Origin of the sequence: Sorangium sp. So ce363 (assembly GCF_051520435.1) — a bacterium.
GTDB lineage: Bacteria > Myxococcota_A > Polyangia > Polyangiales > Polyangiaceae > Sorangium > Sorangium cellulosum_B.
Genome location: NZ_CP150333.1, coordinates 4,152,116 through 4,168,811 on the forward strand (window position 1 = coordinate 4,152,116; position 16,696 = coordinate 4,168,811).

At 74.2% G+C, this 16,696-nt stretch carries 14 protein-coding genes; 11 read left to right on the top strand and 3 right to left on the bottom strand.

The window, feature by feature from the left end; all coding sequences use genetic code 11:
* Positions 1-41: 41 nt before the first annotated feature.
* From WMF12_RS15820 to WMF12_RS15845, 6 genes are all read left to right on the top strand, one after another.
* Positions 42-1,307 carry a hydroxymethylglutaryl-CoA reductase, degradative gene (locus WMF12_RS15820; protein WP_437872351.1) on the top strand — a complete coding sequence of 422 codons (1,266 nt, stop codon included), beginning with the start codon at positions 42-44 and terminating at the stop codon, positions 1,305-1,307.
* The gene (gene ubiE, locus WMF12_RS15825) at positions 1,304-2,035 is read left to right on the top strand and encodes a bifunctional demethylmenaquinone methyltransferase/2-methoxy-6-polyprenyl-1,4-benzoquinol methylase UbiE (protein WP_437872352.1); all 732 of its coding nucleotides are present in this window, start codon (positions 1,304-1,306) and stop codon (positions 2,033-2,035) included. The genes WMF12_RS15820 and ubiE overlap by 4 nt, the downstream gene beginning before the upstream one ends.
* Before the next feature lie 33 nt (positions 2,036-2,068).
* Positions 2,069-3,913, top strand: coding sequence for a 2-succinyl-5-enolpyruvyl-6-hydroxy-3-cyclohexene-1-carboxylic-acid synthase (gene menD / locus WMF12_RS15830; protein WP_437872353.1), 1,845 nt, complete (start codon positions 2,069-2,071; stop codon positions 3,911-3,913).
* Between the two features lie 244 nt (positions 3,914-4,157).
* Complete coding sequence (locus tag WMF12_RS15835; protein ID WP_437873858.1) at positions 4,158-5,042, top strand: 1,4-dihydroxy-2-naphthoate polyprenyltransferase; 885 nt, start codon at positions 4,158-4,160, stop codon at positions 5,040-5,042.
* A gap of 5 nt (positions 5,043-5,047) precedes the next feature.
* A complete protein-coding gene (locus tag WMF12_RS15840) occupies positions 5,048-6,121 on the top strand; it encodes a mandelate racemase/muconate lactonizing enzyme family protein (protein ID WP_437872354.1) in 1,074 nt (357 codons plus the stop codon).
* Positions 6,109-7,668 carry an AMP-binding protein gene (locus WMF12_RS15845; protein WP_437872355.1) on the top strand — a complete coding sequence of 520 codons (1,560 nt, stop codon included), beginning with the start codon at positions 6,109-6,111 and terminating at the stop codon, positions 7,666-7,668. Before WMF12_RS15840 ends, WMF12_RS15845 begins: the two co-directional genes overlap by 13 nt.
* 38 nt (positions 7,669-7,706) lie before the next feature.
* On the opposite strand, the gene WMF12_RS15850 is transcribed toward WMF12_RS15845, so the two are convergent.
* Positions 7,707-8,150, bottom strand: a complete 444-nt coding sequence (locus WMF12_RS15850) for an acyl-CoA thioesterase (protein ID WP_437872356.1) — start codon at positions 8,148-8,150, stop codon at positions 7,707-7,709.
* A gap of 390 nt (positions 8,151-8,540) precedes the next feature.
* Between WMF12_RS15850 and WMF12_RS15855 the strand changes: the two genes are divergently transcribed.
* Both WMF12_RS15855 and WMF12_RS15860 read left to right on the top strand, forming a co-directional pair.
* A complete protein-coding gene (locus WMF12_RS15855) occupies positions 8,541-9,389 on the top strand; it encodes a hypothetical protein (protein WP_437872357.1) in 849 nt (282 codons plus the stop codon).
* Between the two features lie 222 nt (positions 9,390-9,611).
* Positions 9,612-10,430, top strand: a complete 819-nt coding sequence (locus WMF12_RS15860) for a lysophospholipid acyltransferase family protein (RefSeq protein WP_437746484.1) — start codon at positions 9,612-9,614, stop codon at positions 10,428-10,430.
* A gap of 25 nt (positions 10,431-10,455) precedes the next feature.
* Here the strand turns inward: WMF12_RS15860 and WMF12_RS15865 are convergent, their stop codons facing one another.
* Positions 10,456-11,622, bottom strand: a complete 1,167-nt coding sequence (locus tag WMF12_RS15865; RefSeq protein ID WP_437872358.1) for a lipin/Ned1/Smp2 family protein — start codon at positions 11,620-11,622, stop codon at positions 10,456-10,458.
* A gap of 150 nt (positions 11,623-11,772) precedes the next feature.
* Between WMF12_RS15865 and WMF12_RS15870 the strand changes: the two genes are divergently transcribed.
* The 3 genes from WMF12_RS15870 to WMF12_RS15880 all read left to right on the top strand — a co-directional run bounded on the left by WMF12_RS15870 (position 11,773) and on the right by WMF12_RS15880 (position 16,256).
* Positions 11,773-12,429 carry a hypothetical protein gene (locus tag WMF12_RS15870; RefSeq protein ID WP_437872359.1) on the top strand — a complete coding sequence of 219 codons (657 nt, stop codon included), beginning with the start codon at positions 11,773-11,775 and terminating at the stop codon, positions 12,427-12,429.
* A 44-nt stretch (positions 12,430-12,473) separates the two neighbouring features.
* Positions 12,474-14,678 carry a protein kinase domain-containing protein gene (locus tag WMF12_RS15875; protein WP_437872360.1) on the top strand — a complete coding sequence of 735 codons (2,205 nt, stop codon included), beginning with the start codon at positions 12,474-12,476 and terminating at the stop codon, positions 14,676-14,678.
* Between the two features lie 87 nt (positions 14,679-14,765).
* Positions 14,766-16,256, top strand: a complete 1,491-nt coding sequence (locus WMF12_RS15880; protein WP_437872361.1) for a tetratricopeptide repeat protein — start codon at positions 14,766-14,768, stop codon at positions 16,254-16,256.
* 24 nt (positions 16,257-16,280) lie between these two features.
* On the opposite strand, the gene WMF12_RS15885 is transcribed toward WMF12_RS15880, so the two are convergent.
* Positions 16,281-16,694 (bottom strand): hypothetical protein, encoded by a 414-nt coding sequence (locus tag WMF12_RS15885; RefSeq protein ID WP_437872362.1) that lies wholly within the window; start codon positions 16,692-16,694, stop codon positions 16,281-16,283.
* Positions 16,695-16,696 lie beyond the last annotated feature (2 nt).

Genomic DNA, 16,696 nt, shown 5'->3' on the forward strand with positions numbered 1-16,696 from the left:
GCGCCCCGCTCGCGAGCGCGCGCGGCGCGCGGAGACACCCGATGAGCCAACACGTGTCCAGCCGGATCAGCGGCTTCTACAAGCGGTGCCTCGAGGAGCGGCTCCGCGCGATCCAGGCGCTCGGTCTGCTCGACGAGGAGGCGCTCGCGCACCTCGCGAGCGGGGGAGGGCTGCCGACGGCGGTGGCCGATCGGATGTGCGAGAACGTCATCGCGACGCACGCGCTCCCGCTCGGCCTTGCGCTGAACTTCCGCGTGAACCAGCGCGACGTGCTGGTGCCGATGGCGGTGGAGGAGCCGAGCGTCATCGCCGCCGCGTCGAACGCGGCGCGCATGGTCCGGCGGTCGGGCGGCTTCTCCGGCGAGGCGGACCCGCCGATCATGACCGCCCAGGTCCAGCTCGACGATGTGCCGGACGCGGAGGCGGCCGCGGCCCGGCTGGAGGCGGCCCGCGCGAGCCTGCTCGCGGCCGGGGACGCTGCCATCCCCAGGATGGTGGCGCGCGGCGGCGGCTGCCGCGATCTCGAGGTGCGCGTCCTCTCGGCGGAGCTCGGCGTGCTCGTTGTGCACCTCTACGTCGAGGTCGGTGACGCCATGGGCGCGAACCTGGTCGACACCGTCGCAGAGGCGGTGGCGCCGCTCGTGCAGCGCATCGCCGGCGGGACGCTGGGCCTGCGGATCCTCTCCAACCTGACCGTCCGCCGCCTCGTCCGGGTGACGGCCACCGTGACGGACGACGCGCTCGGGGGCGCGGACGTGGCGAGCGGCATCGCGCGGGCGAGCCGCTTCGCGGAGCTCGATCCGTACCGGGCGACGACCCACAACAAGGGCTTCATGAACGGGCTCGACGCGGCCGCGGTCGCGCTCGGGCAGGACTTCCGCGCCATCGAGGCGGGCGCGCACGCGTACGCGGCGATCGGCGGCCGGTACCGGCCGCTCAGCACGTGGGAGCGCATCCCCGGCGGGCTCGTGGGGCGGGCGGAGCTGCCGCTCGCCGTCGGCACGGTGGGCGGCGCGACCGAGGTGCACGCGGGCGTGCGCGCCGCGCTGCAGCTCGTGGGCGCGAAGAGCGCGCGCGAGCTCGCGGTGGTGCTGGCGTCCGTCGGGCTGGCGTCCAACCTGGCGGCGCTGCGCGCGCTCGCGAGCGAGGGCATCCAGCGAGGCCACATGCGGCTCCACGAGCGGAAACGCGCGATCGGGGCGGGGGGTGGGGAGTCCGCCGCGCCGCCGTCCGGCGAAGGCAAGCGGTTCGCCGCAGAGCGCGCCGAGGCGCCGCGCGCGGTGCACCAGGCGGGGGGCGGGACATGAGCGAGGCGAGCCAGGATCAGGCGCCGCGCGGCGGGCGCCGCTTCGGCACGGGCGAGATGTTCGACGGCATCGCGGAGCGGTACGACCTCCTGAACCGGGTCATCTCGCTGGGGCTCGATCAGGGCTGGCGGCGGCGCGCGGTGCGCTCGCTCGAGCTCTCGCCCGGCGCGACGGTGCTCGATCTCGCGACCGGCACCGCCGATCTCGCGATCGCGATCGCGCGGGCACACGAGGTGAAGGTCATCGGGGTCGATCCGTCGCAGGGGATGCTCGGCGTCGGCCGCCGGAAGGTGGAGTCCGCGGGGCTCGCCGGGCGGATCGATCTCGAGGTCGGCGACGCGCAGCAGCTCCGGCTCGGCGACGCGAGCGTCGACGCCATCTCGATGGCGTTCGGGATCCGCAACGTCCCGGATCGCGCGCGGGCGCTCCGCGAGATGGCGCGCGTCACGCGGCCCGGGGGGCGCATCGCGATCCTCGAGCTCAGCGAGCCGCGCAGCGGGCTCATGGGCAAGCTCGCGCGCTTCCACATCCACACGGTCGTCCCGTACGTGGGCGGCGCGATCTCCGGCAAGGACGAGTACCGGTACCTGCAGGACTCGATCGCGAGGTTCCCGCCGCCGGACGAGTTCGCGGAGCTGATGCGCGGCGCGGGGCTGCGCGTGCTCCGCGTGGAGCCGCTCACGATGGGCGTCGTGTGCCTCTTCGTCGCGACGCCCGAGGGGGCCTGAGGTGCGCGCCAGAGAGGGCCTCGGGGGGCGGTGATGGGCGGGTCGAACCTCCACTCTGCCTGGGCGCAGCTGTTCGTCCGCGCGCTCGCGCAGGCCGGGGTGCGCGACCTGGTCCTCTGCCCCGGCTCGCGCTCCACGCCGCTCGCGGTCGCGGCGATGGAGAGCGAGGAGGTGCGCTGCCACAGCGTCGTCGACGAGCGCGCCGCCGCGTTCTTCGCGCTCGGGCAGGCGCGCGTCACCGGACGGCCCAGCGTCTTCGTCTGCACCTCGGGCACCGCCGGCGCGCACGCGCTCCCGGCGATCATCGAGGCGCACCAGAGCTTCACCCCGTTCATCGCGATCACGGCCGACCGCCCGTGGGAGCTCGCCGACGCCGCGGCCTCGCAGACCATCGATCAGACCAAGCTCTTCGGCGACCATGTCCGTCACTTCGCCGAGCTCGGGCTGCCGGATCCGTCGCCCCTCGCGATGCGCGCGGTGACGCGCATCGCGGCCCAGGCGGTCACGCGCGCGCTGTCGCCGACGCCGGGCCCGGTCCACATCAACGCGCGCTTCCGCAAGCCGCTCGAGCCGGTCGACGCGGCCGGGTTCGAGCCATGGCAGGCAGAGTGGGAGGCGCTGATGCGCCGCGCCGGCACGCGGGTCGTGTCGGCCCGCGCCGGGGTCGATGGGCGCGCGATCGAGGAGCTCGCCGCGCGGTGCGCGCGCGCGGAGCGGGGGCTCATCGTGTGCGGCCCCGCCGAGAGCCGAGAGGACGACGGGCGCGCGCGCCGCGCGGTGCTCGCGCTCTCGCGCGCGACAGGCTTCCCGGTGCTCGCCGAGGGCACGAGCCAGATCTGCTTTGGCGGCCTCACCGAGGGCGTCGTGATGCCGGCGTCGTTCGATTCGTTCCTCCGCGCGCCAGAGTTCCGCGCGGCGAACGCGCCCGACCTCATCCTCGAGCTCGGCGCGCCGCCGACATCGGCCGGCTATGCGACCTACATCGCCGAGCACACGAGCGCCCGCCGCGTCGTCGTCTCCTCGCACGGCTGGAACGACCCGACGAGCGCCGCGGCTGCGCTCGTCATGGGTGAGCCCGTGGAGGTGTGCGAGGCGCTCGCGGCGCGCCTCGCCGGGGCGGCGCTGAGCCTGGGGCGCGGGCGGCGGGACTGGGCCGCGACGTTCGCGCGCGCCGGCGAGATCGCGGCGGCGCACGCCGCGCGCGCTTGCGTCGGGGACGAGCTGACGGAGGGCGCCATCGCCCGGATGGTGGCCAGCGCGTGCCCCGCGGGCTCGCTGCTCGCGATCGGCAACAGCATGCCGGTGCGCGACCTCGATACGTACTGCCCGCCGTCGGCGCGCGCGCTGCGCGTGCTGCACCAGCGCGGGGCGAGCGGGATCGACGGCCTCGTGTCGGCGGCGGCCGGCGCGCGCGTGGCGGCCGCCGCGCCGGTCACGTTGCTGCTCGGCGATCTCAGCCTGCTGCACGATCTGACCGGGCTGCTCCTCGCCGCGAAGGCAGCGGGCGATGGCCGAGCGCCGCTCGTCATCGTGGTGGTCCAGAACGACGGAGGCCGCATCTTCGAGCACCTCCCCATCGCCAGGCGCGGCGCCGAGCTGCTCGAGCGCTGCTTCACGATGCCGCAGCACCTCGACTTCGCGCCCGCGGCGGCGATGTTCGGGCTCGCCTACGAGCGCGCCGGCACCGCCGGGGATCTCGCCCGCGCACTAGCCGCGGGCTACCAGCGGACGGGCGCGACGCTGGTCGAGGCGGTGGTGCCGCCCCACGACGGCGCTGCCCGCGTGGCGCGGCTCTGGTCCGACGTTCGTCGCGACGTCGCAGCCCTGGGCAGCGCGCCGGCCGCGGACGGCGCGGCGGCCGATCTGCAGACTCCATGAGCGGCGCGCGCCGAGAACCCCGAGCTTGCCGAGAGGGATCCACGATCATGAGCCAGGTCAACGCGAACACGAGTCCCGCTTCCGACGAGGTCGCTCGCGGCGGGTCCGGCGAGGGCGCCGCGCAGCGCGGGAGCGATCGCGCTGCCGCGAGGGCGCGCGGGCCCCGCGAGCCGGGGAGGGGATCGTGAGCGCCGCGGCGGCCCCTCAGGCGGCGGGCGCGGCGGGCGCAGCGGTCCCGGGTGGCGTGCGCCCCGGCTCGCTCCGGGCGTGGCTCCTCGCGTGCCGGCCGGCGACGCTCACCGCGGCGCTCGCGCCGGTGATGGTCGGGACCGCCGTCGCCTACGCGCTCGGCGGGATGCGGCTCGGCCCGGCGCTCTCGGCGCTCGCGGGCGCGATGCTCATCCAGATCGCGACGAACTTCGCGAACGACGTCTTCGATCACGAGAAGGGCGCCGACACGCACGAGCGGCTCGGCCCGACGCGCGCCGTGCAGGCGGGGCTGCTCACGCCGCGCCAGGTGCGCGCCGGGCTGCTCGTCACGATCGCGCTCACGCTGCCGTTCGGGGTGTACCTGGCGTTCGTGGGCGGGTGGCCCATCGTGGTGATCGGCGTCGTCTCGATCCTCGCTGGCGTCGCGTACACCGGTGGGCCGTACCCGCTCGGCTATCACGGCCTCGGCGACCTCTTCGTGTTCGTGTTCTTCGGCCTCGTCGCCGTCTGCGGTACGGCGTTCGTCCAGCTCGGCTCGGTCCCGCCGCTCGCGTGGGCGGCGGCCGTGCCGATCGGCGCCATCGCCACCGCCGTGCTCGTCGTCAACAACGTCCGCGATCGCGAGACGGACGTCGTCGCCGGCAAGCGCACGCTCGCCGTCCGGCTCGGGCGCCGCGCGGGCGTCCTCGAATACGCGATGCTCTTCGCCGCCGCCTACGCGGTGCCGGTCGCGCTCGCCGTCGGCGAGGGCCGGCGGTGGACGCTCCTCGTGCTCGCGACGTTCCCTCGCGCGGTGCGCCTGCTCCGGGTGCTGGCGACGACCGACGGCCGGCCGCTCAACGACTGCCTCGCCGGGACGGCGAAGCTGCTGCTCGCTTACGCGCTGCTCTTCTCGCTCGGCCTCGCGGCCCACCTGTAGGGATCATGCGCGTCGTCGATGCCCGCCTCGCGTCCCGGGTCCTTGATGACGCGCGCCGGGGCCTCGTGCTGTCGCTCACCGACGACGAGGGGCGCGTCGGCCTGGGTGAGGCCACGCCGCTCCCCGGCTTCTCACCCGACACGGCCGACGAGGACCAGCGCGCGCTCGCCGAGCTGCCGGGGGCGCTCGGCGCGGTCGACCTTCCGGCCGAGGGCGCTCCGCCGACGGCGACGGCGTCCGCGATCCTGCGCGCGCTCGCGCCGCTGTCATCGCGGCTGCGCGAGCTCCCGGCGGCGCGCTTCGCCCTGGAGACGGCGCTGCTCGATCTGCTGGGCCAGCGCCTCGGCCTCTCGTTATCGGCGTGCCTCGGCGGACACGTGCGCTACGCCGAGGTCCAGGTCAACGGGCTGCTCACGACCTCGGTGCCGCTGCCGGAGATGCTCGCGCGCGCTCGCGCGCTCGCCGCGCGCGGCGTCCGCGCGATCAAGGTGAAGCTCCGCTCGCGCGGGGAGGACGGCTTCGCGCGCGACCTCGAGGCGCTGCGCGCGCTCCGGCGGGAGCACCCGGGCGTCGAGCTCCGGCTCGACGCGAACGCGGCGTGGTCGCTCGACGAGGCGCCCCGTCGGCTCGCGCTCCTCGCGCCGCTCGGCCCGCGCTTCGTCGAGCAGCCGGTCGCGCCGGAGCTCCTCCACCACCTCGGCGCGCGCGAGGTCCCGTGGGCGGCCGACGAGTCGCTCGCGGTCGAGGGCATGCCGGAGCGGCTGCTCGAAGCGGAAGGCTGCGCCGCGTTCATCCTGAAGCCCGCGATGCTCGGCCTGCTGCGCGCGCACGCGCTCGGCTGCAGGGCACAGGCGCGCGGCCTCGACGCCGTGGTGACGCACCTCTTCGACGGGCCCATCGCGCTCGCCGCCTCGTGTGAGCTCGCGCTCGCCTTGCCGCGCGCGCCGCTCGCGTGCGGCCTCGACGCGCACGCCGGCCTGGAGGCGTGGCCCGCGATCCGGATCCCGCAGCTCCGCGAGGGCGGCCTGGTCGCGGCCAGCGATCAGCCCGGCCTCGGCATCCGGCCATGGACGGGCTGAGCCTCCTCGATGCCGCGCGCGATCCCGCGATCGCCGCCCGGACAGCGATCGTCCTCGGCGGCGCCGAGGACGATGCGCCGCGCGCGATCGACGTCCCCGCCCTCGGCGTCGGCCCCGGCGGCGCCCTCCGCTTCGGCGAGCTGGCGCCCGCGGTCGCGGCCGTATCTGCCCGGCTCGCCCGCGCGGGGGTAGGGCAGGGAGCCCGCGTGGCGCTCGTCGCCCCGAACGCGCTCGGGACCGTGGTCGTCCTCCACGCGCTGCTCGCGCTCGGCGCCGTGCTCGTCCCGATCCATCCACGTCTCACGGCCGGCGAGGCGGGCCTCCTGATCGACGACGCGCGCCCCGACCTCGTGCTGCGCGAGCCTGCGCTCGCCGCCCTGCTCGACGACGCCGCGCCGGAGATCGGCGCGCTCCGCGAGCGCGGGGCGCGCGCCGCCGAGGCCGCGCGCGTCCCGCCGCCGGACGCTTCCGGCGATCTGGCGATCGTCTACACCTCGGGCACCACCGGGCGTCCCAAGGGCGCGGTGCTCTCGCGCCGCGCGTTCCTCGCCGCCGCCGAGGGGAGCGCGGCCAACCTCGGCGTGCGCGACGACGACCGCTGGCTGCTCTGCCTTCCGCTCTGCCACGTCGGTGGCCTCTCGATCGTGACCCGCTGCTTGCTCGCGCGGCGCGCTGTCATCCTCGCGCCTCGCTTCGAGCCCGCCTCGGTGCTCGCCTCGATCGTCCGCGACCGCGCGACGCTGCTCTCCGTGGTACCGGCGATGCTGCTCGCGCTGCTGGAGGCCGATCGCGACAACGTCCTCGCCCGGCTCCGCGCGGTGCTCGTCGGCGGCGCGGGCGCTCCGGAGCGGGCGCTCGACGAGTGCGCGCGCCGCGGGGTCCCCGCGCTCACCACGTACGGCCTCACCGAGGCGTGCTCGCAGGTCACCGTGCAGCGCCCGCGCGATCCGCGCGCGAGAGAGCCGGGCTCCGGCTCCCCGATCGCCGGCGTCGAGCTTCGCATCGAGGGCGCCGGCAGCGACGGCGTGGGCCGCATCGAGATCCGCGGCCCGGTGCTGTTCCGCGGCTACTACCGCGGCCCCGACCGCGCGCCGGAGCGCTCGGTCGACGGCGCCGGGTGGTTCGGCACCGGCGATCTCGGCGCGCTCGACGCCGCCGGGCGGCTGCACGTCGCGGCGCGCCGCAGCGATCTCATCGTGACCGGCGGAGAGAACGTCTACCCCGCCGAGGTGGAGCAGGTCCTCGCGTCCTGCGAGGGCGTCGCCGGCGCGGTGGTGTTCGGCGTGCCTGACGATCGCTGGGGTCAGGTCGTCGCCGCGGCGATCGTCCCCGATCAGGCCTCGCCCTGCGAGGCGGGCGGCGCCGCACCCTCCCCCGCATGGCTCGGCGATCTCGCGGCCGTCGTCGCGGCGCGGCTCGCCCCGCACAAGCGCCCGCGGCGCCTCTGCGCCGTCGCGGCGCTGCCGCTCACCGCGGCCGGCAAGCTCGATCGCGCCGGCGCGGCGGCGCAGCTCGCGGCCGCGCTCGCCCCGTTCCCACCACGCTAGCGCCCGGCGCGCCGTCCGGCGGCCGTCGCTCGGCGCGGTTAGGCGAGCGCGCTGCGCAGATCGTCCGGGAGCGGGCACGGCGTGAAGCGCGCGCCGTCGATGCACACGTGCACGGTCTGCCCGATGGCGGCGACGCGACCCGCCGTCGTCATCGTCACGCGGTAGCCCACCGTGAACGACGTGTCACCGAGCTTCGGCGCGAGCACCTCGACCTCGATGGTGTCACCGAACCGGAGCGGCAGGAGGTAGTCCGCCTCGGCGTGGACGAGCGGCAGCTTGATCGTGCCGCCCGCGATCATCGCAGGAAGGTCGATGCCTCGCTCCTTCAGCGCGATCATGTACGCGTCGCTGAAATACTCGAGGACCCGCGGATAGAAGACGATCCCGGCCGCATCGACGTCCTGGAAGCGCACGGCGCGGCGCTCCACGGCGAGGCGCGGCGCGGTCTGCTTGAGCTCATCGACGCTGAACGCGCGCTTCATCGCGCCGCAGGTTAGCGCAGAGGCGCCGAGCACGTCGCGAGGAGCGCGGTGCTCCGCCGCACCGCGGCGCCCTCCTTCTCCAGCTCTGACGCGGGCGGTCAGGTCTGACCGCCGACGCTTCGCCGGGTCGTTCTGCTGTCCCTTTCTGCTCGCCGTCGTCCGTTTCGCAGTCCATGCTCGCCCGCGATGGCTGACCGACGTCCCGGCGGTCTCGGGGCCGGGTCCCGCAGGCTGCGTCGCGCCACCTCGAAGGATCGCGAGCGCCGTGCGATGCGATGCCTCGGGGCCCGAGCGCCGCGTTCCCGCGGCGTGCTCGCGGCGCTCGCTTGCCTCCTGGCAGCGAGCTTGGCGGCCGCGTGCGAGTCGGCGCCGGTGTCGACCCCGACGCCGATGCCCTCTCAGAGCCCGCCCGTCGCTGCGCTGCCGCGGCCTGCGTTCGCGGAGACCTCGACGCCGACCGGCGCGGCGCACGCGTCGAACCCGCTCGGCCTCCCCCCGTACCCGATCAAGCTAGAGCCAGGCCGCCGCGTGTTCACCTTCTCGGACCGGATGCTCGCCGGGGCCAAGCTCGGGTCCACGCTCGTGCTGTACGCGGCGACCGTGGTCGGCTTCGACGGCGACGACCTCATCGTCGAGGGGAGGGGCGGACCGTCGTACAAGGTTCACCCGGGCTACGTCATCCCCGTGCCCGACGCGCCCCGCCTCCGGCCCCACGACCCGCTGCTCACGGAGTGGAACGGCGTCATGAAGCATGCCGTCCTCACCCGCTTCGTGAAGGACAAGATCGAGGTCCGCTACACCGACATGGACCCGCGGACTCCGCTCGCGCAGCTCAAGGGGGTTCGCTTCGTCGTGCAGAGCGCGGGGCTCGCCCCCGGTAACTTCGCCGCATGGAAGGACGGCGAGACGTGGCGCCACGTGCTGCTCGTGTCGCGGCTCGGCGGTCCTCCGGCCGAGCCAGGCGCCGTCCTGACGTCGCTGCCCAGCAGCTCCGCGCGGTGGTTTGCCCTCGGTTACGGCGGCGCCGCATTGCTCGCCGACGAGTCGGCGCTCCGTCCGCTCCCCGTCAAGCCGCAGCTCAAGATCGGGGCGAGCGTCTGGGCCGAATGGGTCGGCGCGCTGCGCCCCGCCGTCGTGCAGAGCGCCGAAGAGACAGGCCTGTACACGGTCAAGTTCGAGCGCGCCGGGCGGCCGGCCACGGTCGGCTGGGGGCTGCTCACGCCGCCGCTCGACCTGTAGTAGCCGCACGGCACCGCAAGAGCGCGTCGATCGAGCCTCTACCCTGGCCCGAGGAGCGGTCCTGGCCCATGGCGAACTTCCGAGGTGGGCGAGCGCCGGATCGCGCATCTCGCCGCGCCGCGAAGCGGCGATCCGGAGTCGAGCAACGCCGCTTGCACGCAGCGCCGGTGCGCAAGACGCTACGCGTTTTCGCCCGATATGGAGAGTGGTAAGCGCTGTAGTATGGATCTCAGGAGCGCATGGCTGGCGACGCGCCAGTGGGTCCCTTTCACCCTCAGGACCATGGCGTACGGCACCGTGTCTCTGACGCTGGGCCCCCTCACGCCGCAGCGCTCGGCGAGCCTGTGGGCGATGCGCCGCTGGTGTCAGGCGAGCGCGCGAGGGCTCGATATCGAGATCCAGGCGAGCGGACTCGAGAACGTCCCTCCCGGGGTGTTCGTCTACTGCTCCAACCACCAGAGCCTTCTTGACATCCTGGCCCTCGGCGCCGCGCTGCCGGGCGATTTCAAGTGGGCTGCCAAGCGCTCTCTCATGAAGATCCCATTCCTCGGCTGGCACCTCCGGCTCGCGGGCCATGTGCCGGTCGATCGCACGGTCGGCTCCCGCGCCGCGGTCGAGGCGATCTCGCGGTTCGAGGAGGTGCTCAAGAGCGGCAAGCCGCTGCTCGTCTTCCCCGAGGGGACGCGGAGCGAGGACGGCATCCTCCGGCAGTTCAAGAACGGCGGCTTCTATGCAGCCGTCCGCGCCGGCGTGCCCGTGGTGCCGGTCGCCATCGACGGCACGCACCTCCTCATGAAGAAGGGCGCCCTCGACACCGGCGACGGCACCCTGCGGATCGTCCGTGTCCGGGTCGGCGCGCCGATCGCCGTGCGCCCGGACGGCCGCGAGGGCGCGCGGGTCAACGAGCTGCGCGAGCGCGCCCACGCCGCGGTGAGCGAGCTCCTCCGCTCGATCGGCGGTCGCGTCGAAGCGCCGGACGGCGCCGTGGCCGCATCGGAGGCGCCGGCGAGCGGCGCCCGGACCGAGCAGGCGTCCGGCTGACGGGTCGACGCGCCGGCGGGGCGGATCAATCGCAGAGGCTGGGGAGCGCGTCGATCTCGGCGAACAGCTCGTCGTAGCCGTCGATGCGACGGCCACCGTGCGCCTCATCGTCGAACCGGTAGAACACGCGCCGCGCGACCGGCATCACGCCGCCGTTGTCGTAGGCCTCGGCGTCGGTCGCCGTGTTGCCGAAGGCCCACGCGGGCAGCATCTCCCTTCCGTCGAACAGCCGCTCCAGCTCCGCTGTCTTGTACTCCGCGGCGCCGTCGCCCGTCGCGCCCGTCAGGCCCAGCGTGGTGTGCACGATGCCAGGCGGGAAGCCGTACGCCTCGAGGAAATCGCGCGTGCGCTGGACGAGCCACTCCGGCCGCGCGGTCAGGTACATCGGGCGATAGCCCTTCGACGTGAGCCGGTGGAACGCCGCCGCGGCGTGCGCGTGCGCGTCGGGCAGCTCGCCGAGGAGGAGCGAGGTGAACTCCTCGGTCTCCGTGCCGGTGAGCGTCCCATCGACGTCGCTGACGAACATCGGCGCGCCCCGCGGGACGACCTCGATGAAGAGGTCGGTGCTCGAGAGGTCGCCGCGGACGACCAGGTGGACCCGGTGCCGGCCCGGACCGAGCCGCTGCGCCGCGGGGATCTCGAAGTAGACGCGGCCGCCGTCATCGCTGACACCCTCGACCGCGCGGTGCGCCGAGTCCGCTTCCGTCGTGGTCGCCGAGCCGAGGCGCTCCCACGCGCCGCCGCAGCCGCGGAGCAGATAGATGTCGACCCGCTCATCCTTCAGGTCCTTGTCCGTGATCCCGTAGGCGAACTTTCCGATGATCCACTGCGGGTCGTCCGGCGTCAGGTAGAGGTCGCGTCCGCGGTGGTTGGGGCTCCCAGCGCCGGCGATGAGGTACGAAGACGGGTGATTCCACGCGAGCTCCTCGCCCGGATCGGGCGGCGCCGCATCACACGCCGGAGGTGGGTTGCAGGAGGCTCCCGGCGCCCCGCCGCCGCTCGAACCGCCGTCCTCGCCGCTCGGCGCGCCGCCGCCGCCATCATTCTGGCCCCCGCCGCTGTTCTGGCCGTCGCCATCGCTGCCCCGGCCATCGTCATCGCCTCCCTGGCCACCGCCCCCGCCTCCGCTCGGCGCCCACTCGAGCGTCGCGTCGGCCGATCCGCAGCCGATCGCGAGCGCTGTTGTCGCCATGACAAGTAGGATCCTGGTCTGCATCGGGCCCGAGTGTGACCGAGTCGCCCCCGTTCGAACAGCGACCTCCGGTCGTCGAGGGCCTCCCGGCGGACCGCGCTCGCCCCTTGCGCGCTGGCCCGACTCCGGGCAATCGTAGCGGCCCCAACGATGCCCAAGCCCGATCCGAAGGTCTTGCTTCGCCACGCCGGTGACTATCTCAAGGCGCACCCCGAGGAGATCGCGAGGGCGCTCCGCGGCGCGCTCCGCCTGCGGTTCGGCGTCCCGATCGATGCGCTGCGCTATCTGGCGCGAGAGCTCAGCGGCGGCAAGCGCGCGCCGAAGGACATCGTGATCGAGGCCGCGCCCCCGGGCCTGCGCCTCGCCCTGACGGTGAAGATCATGGGCGCCCCGATCCGGGCCTCGTTCACGGCCTTCGCCGAGGAGCTCGACGTGCGCGCGGACGCGATCCAGGTCGGCCTGCGGATCGCCGACCTCAAGCTGCAGGTGCTGGGCGACGAGGCCTCGCCGATCGCCGGGCTGATCGGCTCGGGGGCGATCGACCTGAACAAGCCGGGCGATCTCGTCTCCTTCATGCCCAAGCGGCCCGCCGCGCTGATCGACGCGAAGGGTGACAGGATTACCCTGGATCTCCTCAAAATCCCGGCCCTCGCCGGGAATCCGACGGTCGTGCGGGCGCTGCGCATCTGCGCGCCGGTGCTCGGTGTCCGTGCGCTCAAGACCAAGGATGACCACCTGGACGTGCACCTCAAGGCCACCCCCTCCGGGGTCGCCGCCGCGATCGCCGCGGTGCGCGCGGGTCTCTGAGGCTCTTTCCGGTGGGGGCCGTCGCCCGCTAGACTTCTCCGTGCATGTCTCGGCTCCCCGAGCCCGCGCCGGCTGCGCTCTCGTTCCAGTTCCTTGCCGAGATTGCGTCCGGGGCCACCACCCGCGTTGATCTCTGCAGGTCGGCAGGTCCGCACCGGCCTGGGGAGCTGCTCGCCGTCAAGCGGCTGCACCCGCACTTCGCCGAGGATCAGAACGTCTCCACCCGGTTCCTCGACGAGGTGCGCACGACCGCGGCGCTCAAGCACCCGAACGTGGTCGAGGTCGCCGGCTGGGGGACGGACGAGCAGGGGTGGTACTTCGCCGTCGAGCTCGTGCAGGGCGTGAGCCTCGCGCGGCTCATGAAGACCGTCTTCGACACCGGCGAGATGTTCTCCGAGCGGCTCGTCGTCCACGTCGGCGCGACGCTCTGCCGCGGGCTCAGCGCGGCGCACGAGCTCCGCTCGCCTGCCGGCGCGCTGCTCAACCTCGTGCACCGCGATCTGACGCCGGGCAACGTGCTCGTCGGGTTCCAGGGCGAGGTGAAGATCGCCGATTTCGGGCTCGCCAAATCGTCGCTCCGCGTGATGACGACGGCCGTCGGAGCGCGCCGGCGCGTGACGACGTACATGGCGCCGGAGCAGGCCCGCGGGGGCGCCGCCGACAGGCGCTCCGACCTGTTCTCGCTCGGCGTCGTGCTGTTCGAGCTCTTCACCGGCAAGCACCCGTGGCCGTCGACGAGCGACTACGAGCTCTTGCGGAGCATGTCGACGCAGCCAGCGGCCGACCTGCGGGAGCTCCGGCCGAAGATCGACAAGGAGCTCGTGTCGATCGTGATGCGCTGTCTCGAGAGGGACCCGCCGTCGCGCTTCCAGAGCGCGGACGAGATCCTCGCTCGGCTGGAGGGCTGGCTACACAGCCACGGGTACCACGAGGGGAACGAGGAGGCGCTCGGGCGCTTCGTGCGGCGCAACGCGATGAGACAGATGCGCTGGTTCGAGCGCGCCGTCACCGGCGGCTTCGCCGGGGTCGCCAAGGCGCCGCGCCCCTCGCTCTCGACAGCCGAGGCGATCCCGCGCCGGCCCTCGGCCGATCCGCGGGGCAGGGGGGCGAACGCCCCCGGTCGGCTCCGCGGCAGCGGGGGCGCGCGCGCTCAGAACGACGACGCGACCGACATCGAGGCGCGCCGCGGGACGCTGTCCCCGTCGCCGACCGGCCTCACGCCGCGCGAGGCGGACGCCGCGGACGACGACCTCGGCCGGCGCGGACCGATGGCCTCCGAGACGGCCGACGAGACGACGGTCGTCGTCGGCAGCAACGGCAGGGTGCGCGCAGATCCCGGGTCCTCCAGCTCGGGCGGAGGACGGCGCCGCAGCAGCCTGCCCTCGTACGGATCCCTCACCGATCGGGACAGCGAGCCGCTGCCGGTGTCGGGGAACGAGCTGCGCGCGACGTCCGGGAACGAGGCGACGCCCTCGATCTCTCCCGCGGGCGTGTTCTCCGTGGATCACGACGCCGACACACCGCTCACGGCGCAGGGCGCGCCGGCAGGGGCGAGGCCGCTGCACGCGGAGGTCGACCGCCTCACGACCGAGGCGCTCCGGCTCCGCGAGGAGGCGCGCTTCGCGGTCGCCCACGCCGAGCGCAAGCTGGCGCTGGCCAAGGTGGCTGCTCACCTCTCCGAGATGGCCACCGAGGCGCTGCGCCTCTCCGCGAGCGCCGCCCCGGAGCGCGCGTCGCACCGCCTCGACGAGGCGCTCGCGCTCGAGCGGGCGATGCACAAGGCGATGTCCGCGCCGCTCACGCTCGCGCCCGAGACGACGGCGCTGCCTGTCGCGTGGGGCAACGAGCAGCGGGCCATCCTCGCCCAGCTCGGCCTCGAGCACCTGGCGTCACCGGCCGCGTCGAGGCCCTCGGATTTCGGCGCGCCCCCGCATCGGCTCACTCCGGCGCCCGGGGACGTGAGCGCGGCCCAGCATCGGCTCACTCCGACGCCCGGGGATGCGGGCGCGGCCCAGCCGTTCATGGGCGCCGACCCCGCGAGGAGCGACGCGGCAGGCGTGCCATCCGCCGCGCTCGCCGTCCGGGGTGACGCTGCTGGCGACGCGATCGGCCCGCCCACCGCCGCGGACGCTGTCGCGTTTCAGGCCAGCCTCCGGCCGATGCTCCTCGGCGTGCCGCGCGCGCTCGCGCTCGCCGTCGCGGCGGCGGCCTTCATGGCGTTCGTTTTGCTGGCCTGGTTCTATTCCTGAAGCGCCGCTCGCGCGCGCGCGAGCGCACCCGACGCGCCGAGACGTCGCTTGATCCCGGCGGGGCACGGCGGCTACCGTCCTTGGATCATGAGCGAGCAAAGCGACTGGGTGCTGATCGGCCTGGATGAGACCACGGCGCGCCGGCAGGGGATCCCCGCGCGCATGCCGGTGCCTCGAGGGGAGTTCGAAGGGCTGGCTGACAAGGGGCTCAGCATCGACGCCGCCCGCAAGTGGATCAAAGACTTCCTCACGAACTCCGAGCCCGGCAAGAGCGGCGTCTGGCGCAAGCAGAACAGCACGCTCGTCTCGCAGTTCGAGGCGTTCCTCGACAAGGCTCCGGTCTGGGAGCGCGCGCAGAAGGCGTTCGGCGAGCGCGATTACGAGAAGGCGATCTCGGCGCTCAAGCGCATCATCACGATGGATCCCGACGATCACGCCGCGCGGCTGAACCTCGCCTCGGCGCAGGCGAACATGGGCGATCACCCCGCGGCGCTGAAGAGCTTCCAGGCGATCCGAAAGACGTTCCAGGGGGACGCCGACTACCACGTGGCGGTCGGGCAAGTGCACCTGGCGATGCAGAAGAAGGACGCCGCCCTCGACGAGATGGTGCTCGCGCTCGAGGCGAAGCCCGACTGCCAGCCGGCGCTGGACGCGATGGTCCAGCTCGGGGTCCTCCTGCCGATCTACGAGAACCCGCGCGACGCGGCCTCGCTCGTCTACGTGCGCTCCGACGCGGTGCTCGAGTACCTCGCGGGCCAGTGGGACGCGGCGCCGCGCGACGGCGCCTTCTATCTCGAGCAGCTCGCCTACCACGAGCGCGAGCTCCGCCACGACGTCGCGCTGGCCGCAGCGGAGCGCGCCGTCGCCGCCTCGGGCGAAGGGGCGAGCCGCGAGCGCGCGCACCTCGCGCGGATCGCCGCGCTCCGCTCGCTCGGGCGCACCGACGAGGCGCTCGCCGCGGCCGAAGCCTTCGTCGCGACGGCGCCGTCCTCGTCGGGCGCCTGGGTCGAGCTCGCCAAGTGCCTGTCCCAGGCGGGCCGCGGAGCGGAGGTGCCCGCCGCGGTCGAGCGCGCGCTCGAGAGCGACCCAGGCGACCTCGCCGCGCTCTCGCTCCGGTTCTGGCCGAGCGATCCCGCGGACATCCAGAAGGTCAACGAGGCGATCCCCGCGCTCGCCGCCTTCGTCGCGGCTCACCCCGAGAGCGCCGGCGCGCGCCGCTCGCTCGCCCGCGCCGAGCTGGTCGCAGGTCGGATCGACGACGCGCTCGCGGGCTTCGCGGCGGCCGTCGCGCTCGCGCCCGGGGACGACGACCTCCGGGCCGAGTACTGGACCGAGCTCGGGAAGCAGCAGCGGTACCCGGACATCATCGCCGATGCCGCGAAGCTCTCGGACCTCGCGAAGCGCGACTGGAAGCTGCGATGGAACGAGGCCGAGGCGTACGCCGCGCTCGGCAAGAACATCGAGGCGCGGGCGGCGTTCTCGGCCATCAACTTCGACGAGTCGCTGCACGTCGACGTGCGCCGCAGGGCCAAGCGCGCCGTCAAGACGATGGATGAGACGCCGCCCGTCGTGCCGTGACGCCGGGCCGCGGGCGGCGCGCGCTCAGAGCGAGCCGGAGACGCCGAGCCCGACGGTGTCGCCCGTGACGATCGGCTTCACCGACAGGGCGACGTCGTTGCGGACGAGCTTCTTCTCCGGCGCGGCGAGGCCGCCGATGAACATCGCGGCCCCGGCGACCTGAGCCAGCCCGTCGACCATGAGGACGAAGACGCCGCCGCCCTTCGCATCGGCGGTGCCGACGGTGATGAAGGGGCCGGCGAGCGGGATGTAGAGCGGGAGGTAGCTCTCGCCGCTTCCGCCGCTCGCCCTGTCAGCGCTCTCCGCCACGAGCCCGACCATCGCCGAGAGGATGTAGGTGACGCCGAACGTCACAGCGCCGCCGATGACCAGGCCGCGGCGCGCCCTCTCCTCGACGCGGTAACCTTCCGGGACGGCCTGCCCTTCCTCGTAGTTCATGA

Excerpts from the sequence above, each read along its gene's own strand:
- WMF12_RS15820 (WP_437872351.1), top strand. The coding sequence starts at position 42 with ATGAGCCAACACGTGTCCAGCCGGATCAGCGGCTTCTACAAGCGGTGC.
- ubiE (WP_437872352.1), top strand. The coding sequence starts at position 1,304 with ATGAGCGAGGCGAGCCAGGATCAGGCGCCGCGCGGCGGGCGCCGCTTC.
- menD (WP_437872353.1), top strand. The coding sequence starts at position 2,069 with ATGGGCGGGTCGAACCTCCACTCTGCCTGGGCGCAGCTGTTCGTCCGC.
- WMF12_RS15840 (WP_437872354.1), top strand. The coding sequence starts at position 5,048 with ATGCGCGTCGTCGATGCCCGCCTCGCGTCCCGGGTCCTTGATGACGCG.
- WMF12_RS15845 (WP_437872355.1), top strand. The coding sequence starts at position 6,109 with ATGGACGGGCTGAGCCTCCTCGATGCCGCGCGCGATCCCGCGATCGCC.
- WMF12_RS15850 (WP_437872356.1), bottom strand. The coding sequence starts at position 8,150 with ATGAAGCGCGCGTTCAGCGTCGATGAGCTCAAGCAGACCGCGCCGCGC.
- WMF12_RS15855 (WP_437872357.1), top strand. The coding sequence starts at position 8,541 with ATGCCCTCTCAGAGCCCGCCCGTCGCTGCGCTGCCGCGGCCTGCGTTC.
- WMF12_RS15860 (WP_437746484.1), top strand. The coding sequence starts at position 9,612 with ATGGATCTCAGGAGCGCATGGCTGGCGACGCGCCAGTGGGTCCCTTTC.
- WMF12_RS15865 (WP_437872358.1), bottom strand. The coding sequence starts at position 11,622 with ATGGCGACAACAGCGCTCGCGATCGGCTGCGGATCGGCCGACGCGACG.
- WMF12_RS15870 (WP_437872359.1), top strand. The coding sequence starts at position 11,773 with ATGCCCAAGCCCGATCCGAAGGTCTTGCTTCGCCACGCCGGTGACTAT.
- WMF12_RS15875 (WP_437872360.1), top strand. The coding sequence starts at position 12,474 with ATGTCTCGGCTCCCCGAGCCCGCGCCGGCTGCGCTCTCGTTCCAGTTC.
- WMF12_RS15880 (WP_437872361.1), top strand. The coding sequence starts at position 14,766 with ATGAGCGAGCAAAGCGACTGGGTGCTGATCGGCCTGGATGAGACCACG.
- WMF12_RS15885 (WP_437872362.1), bottom strand. The coding sequence starts at position 16,694 with ATGAACTACGAGGAAGGGCAGGCCGTCCCGGAAGGTTACCGCGTCGAG.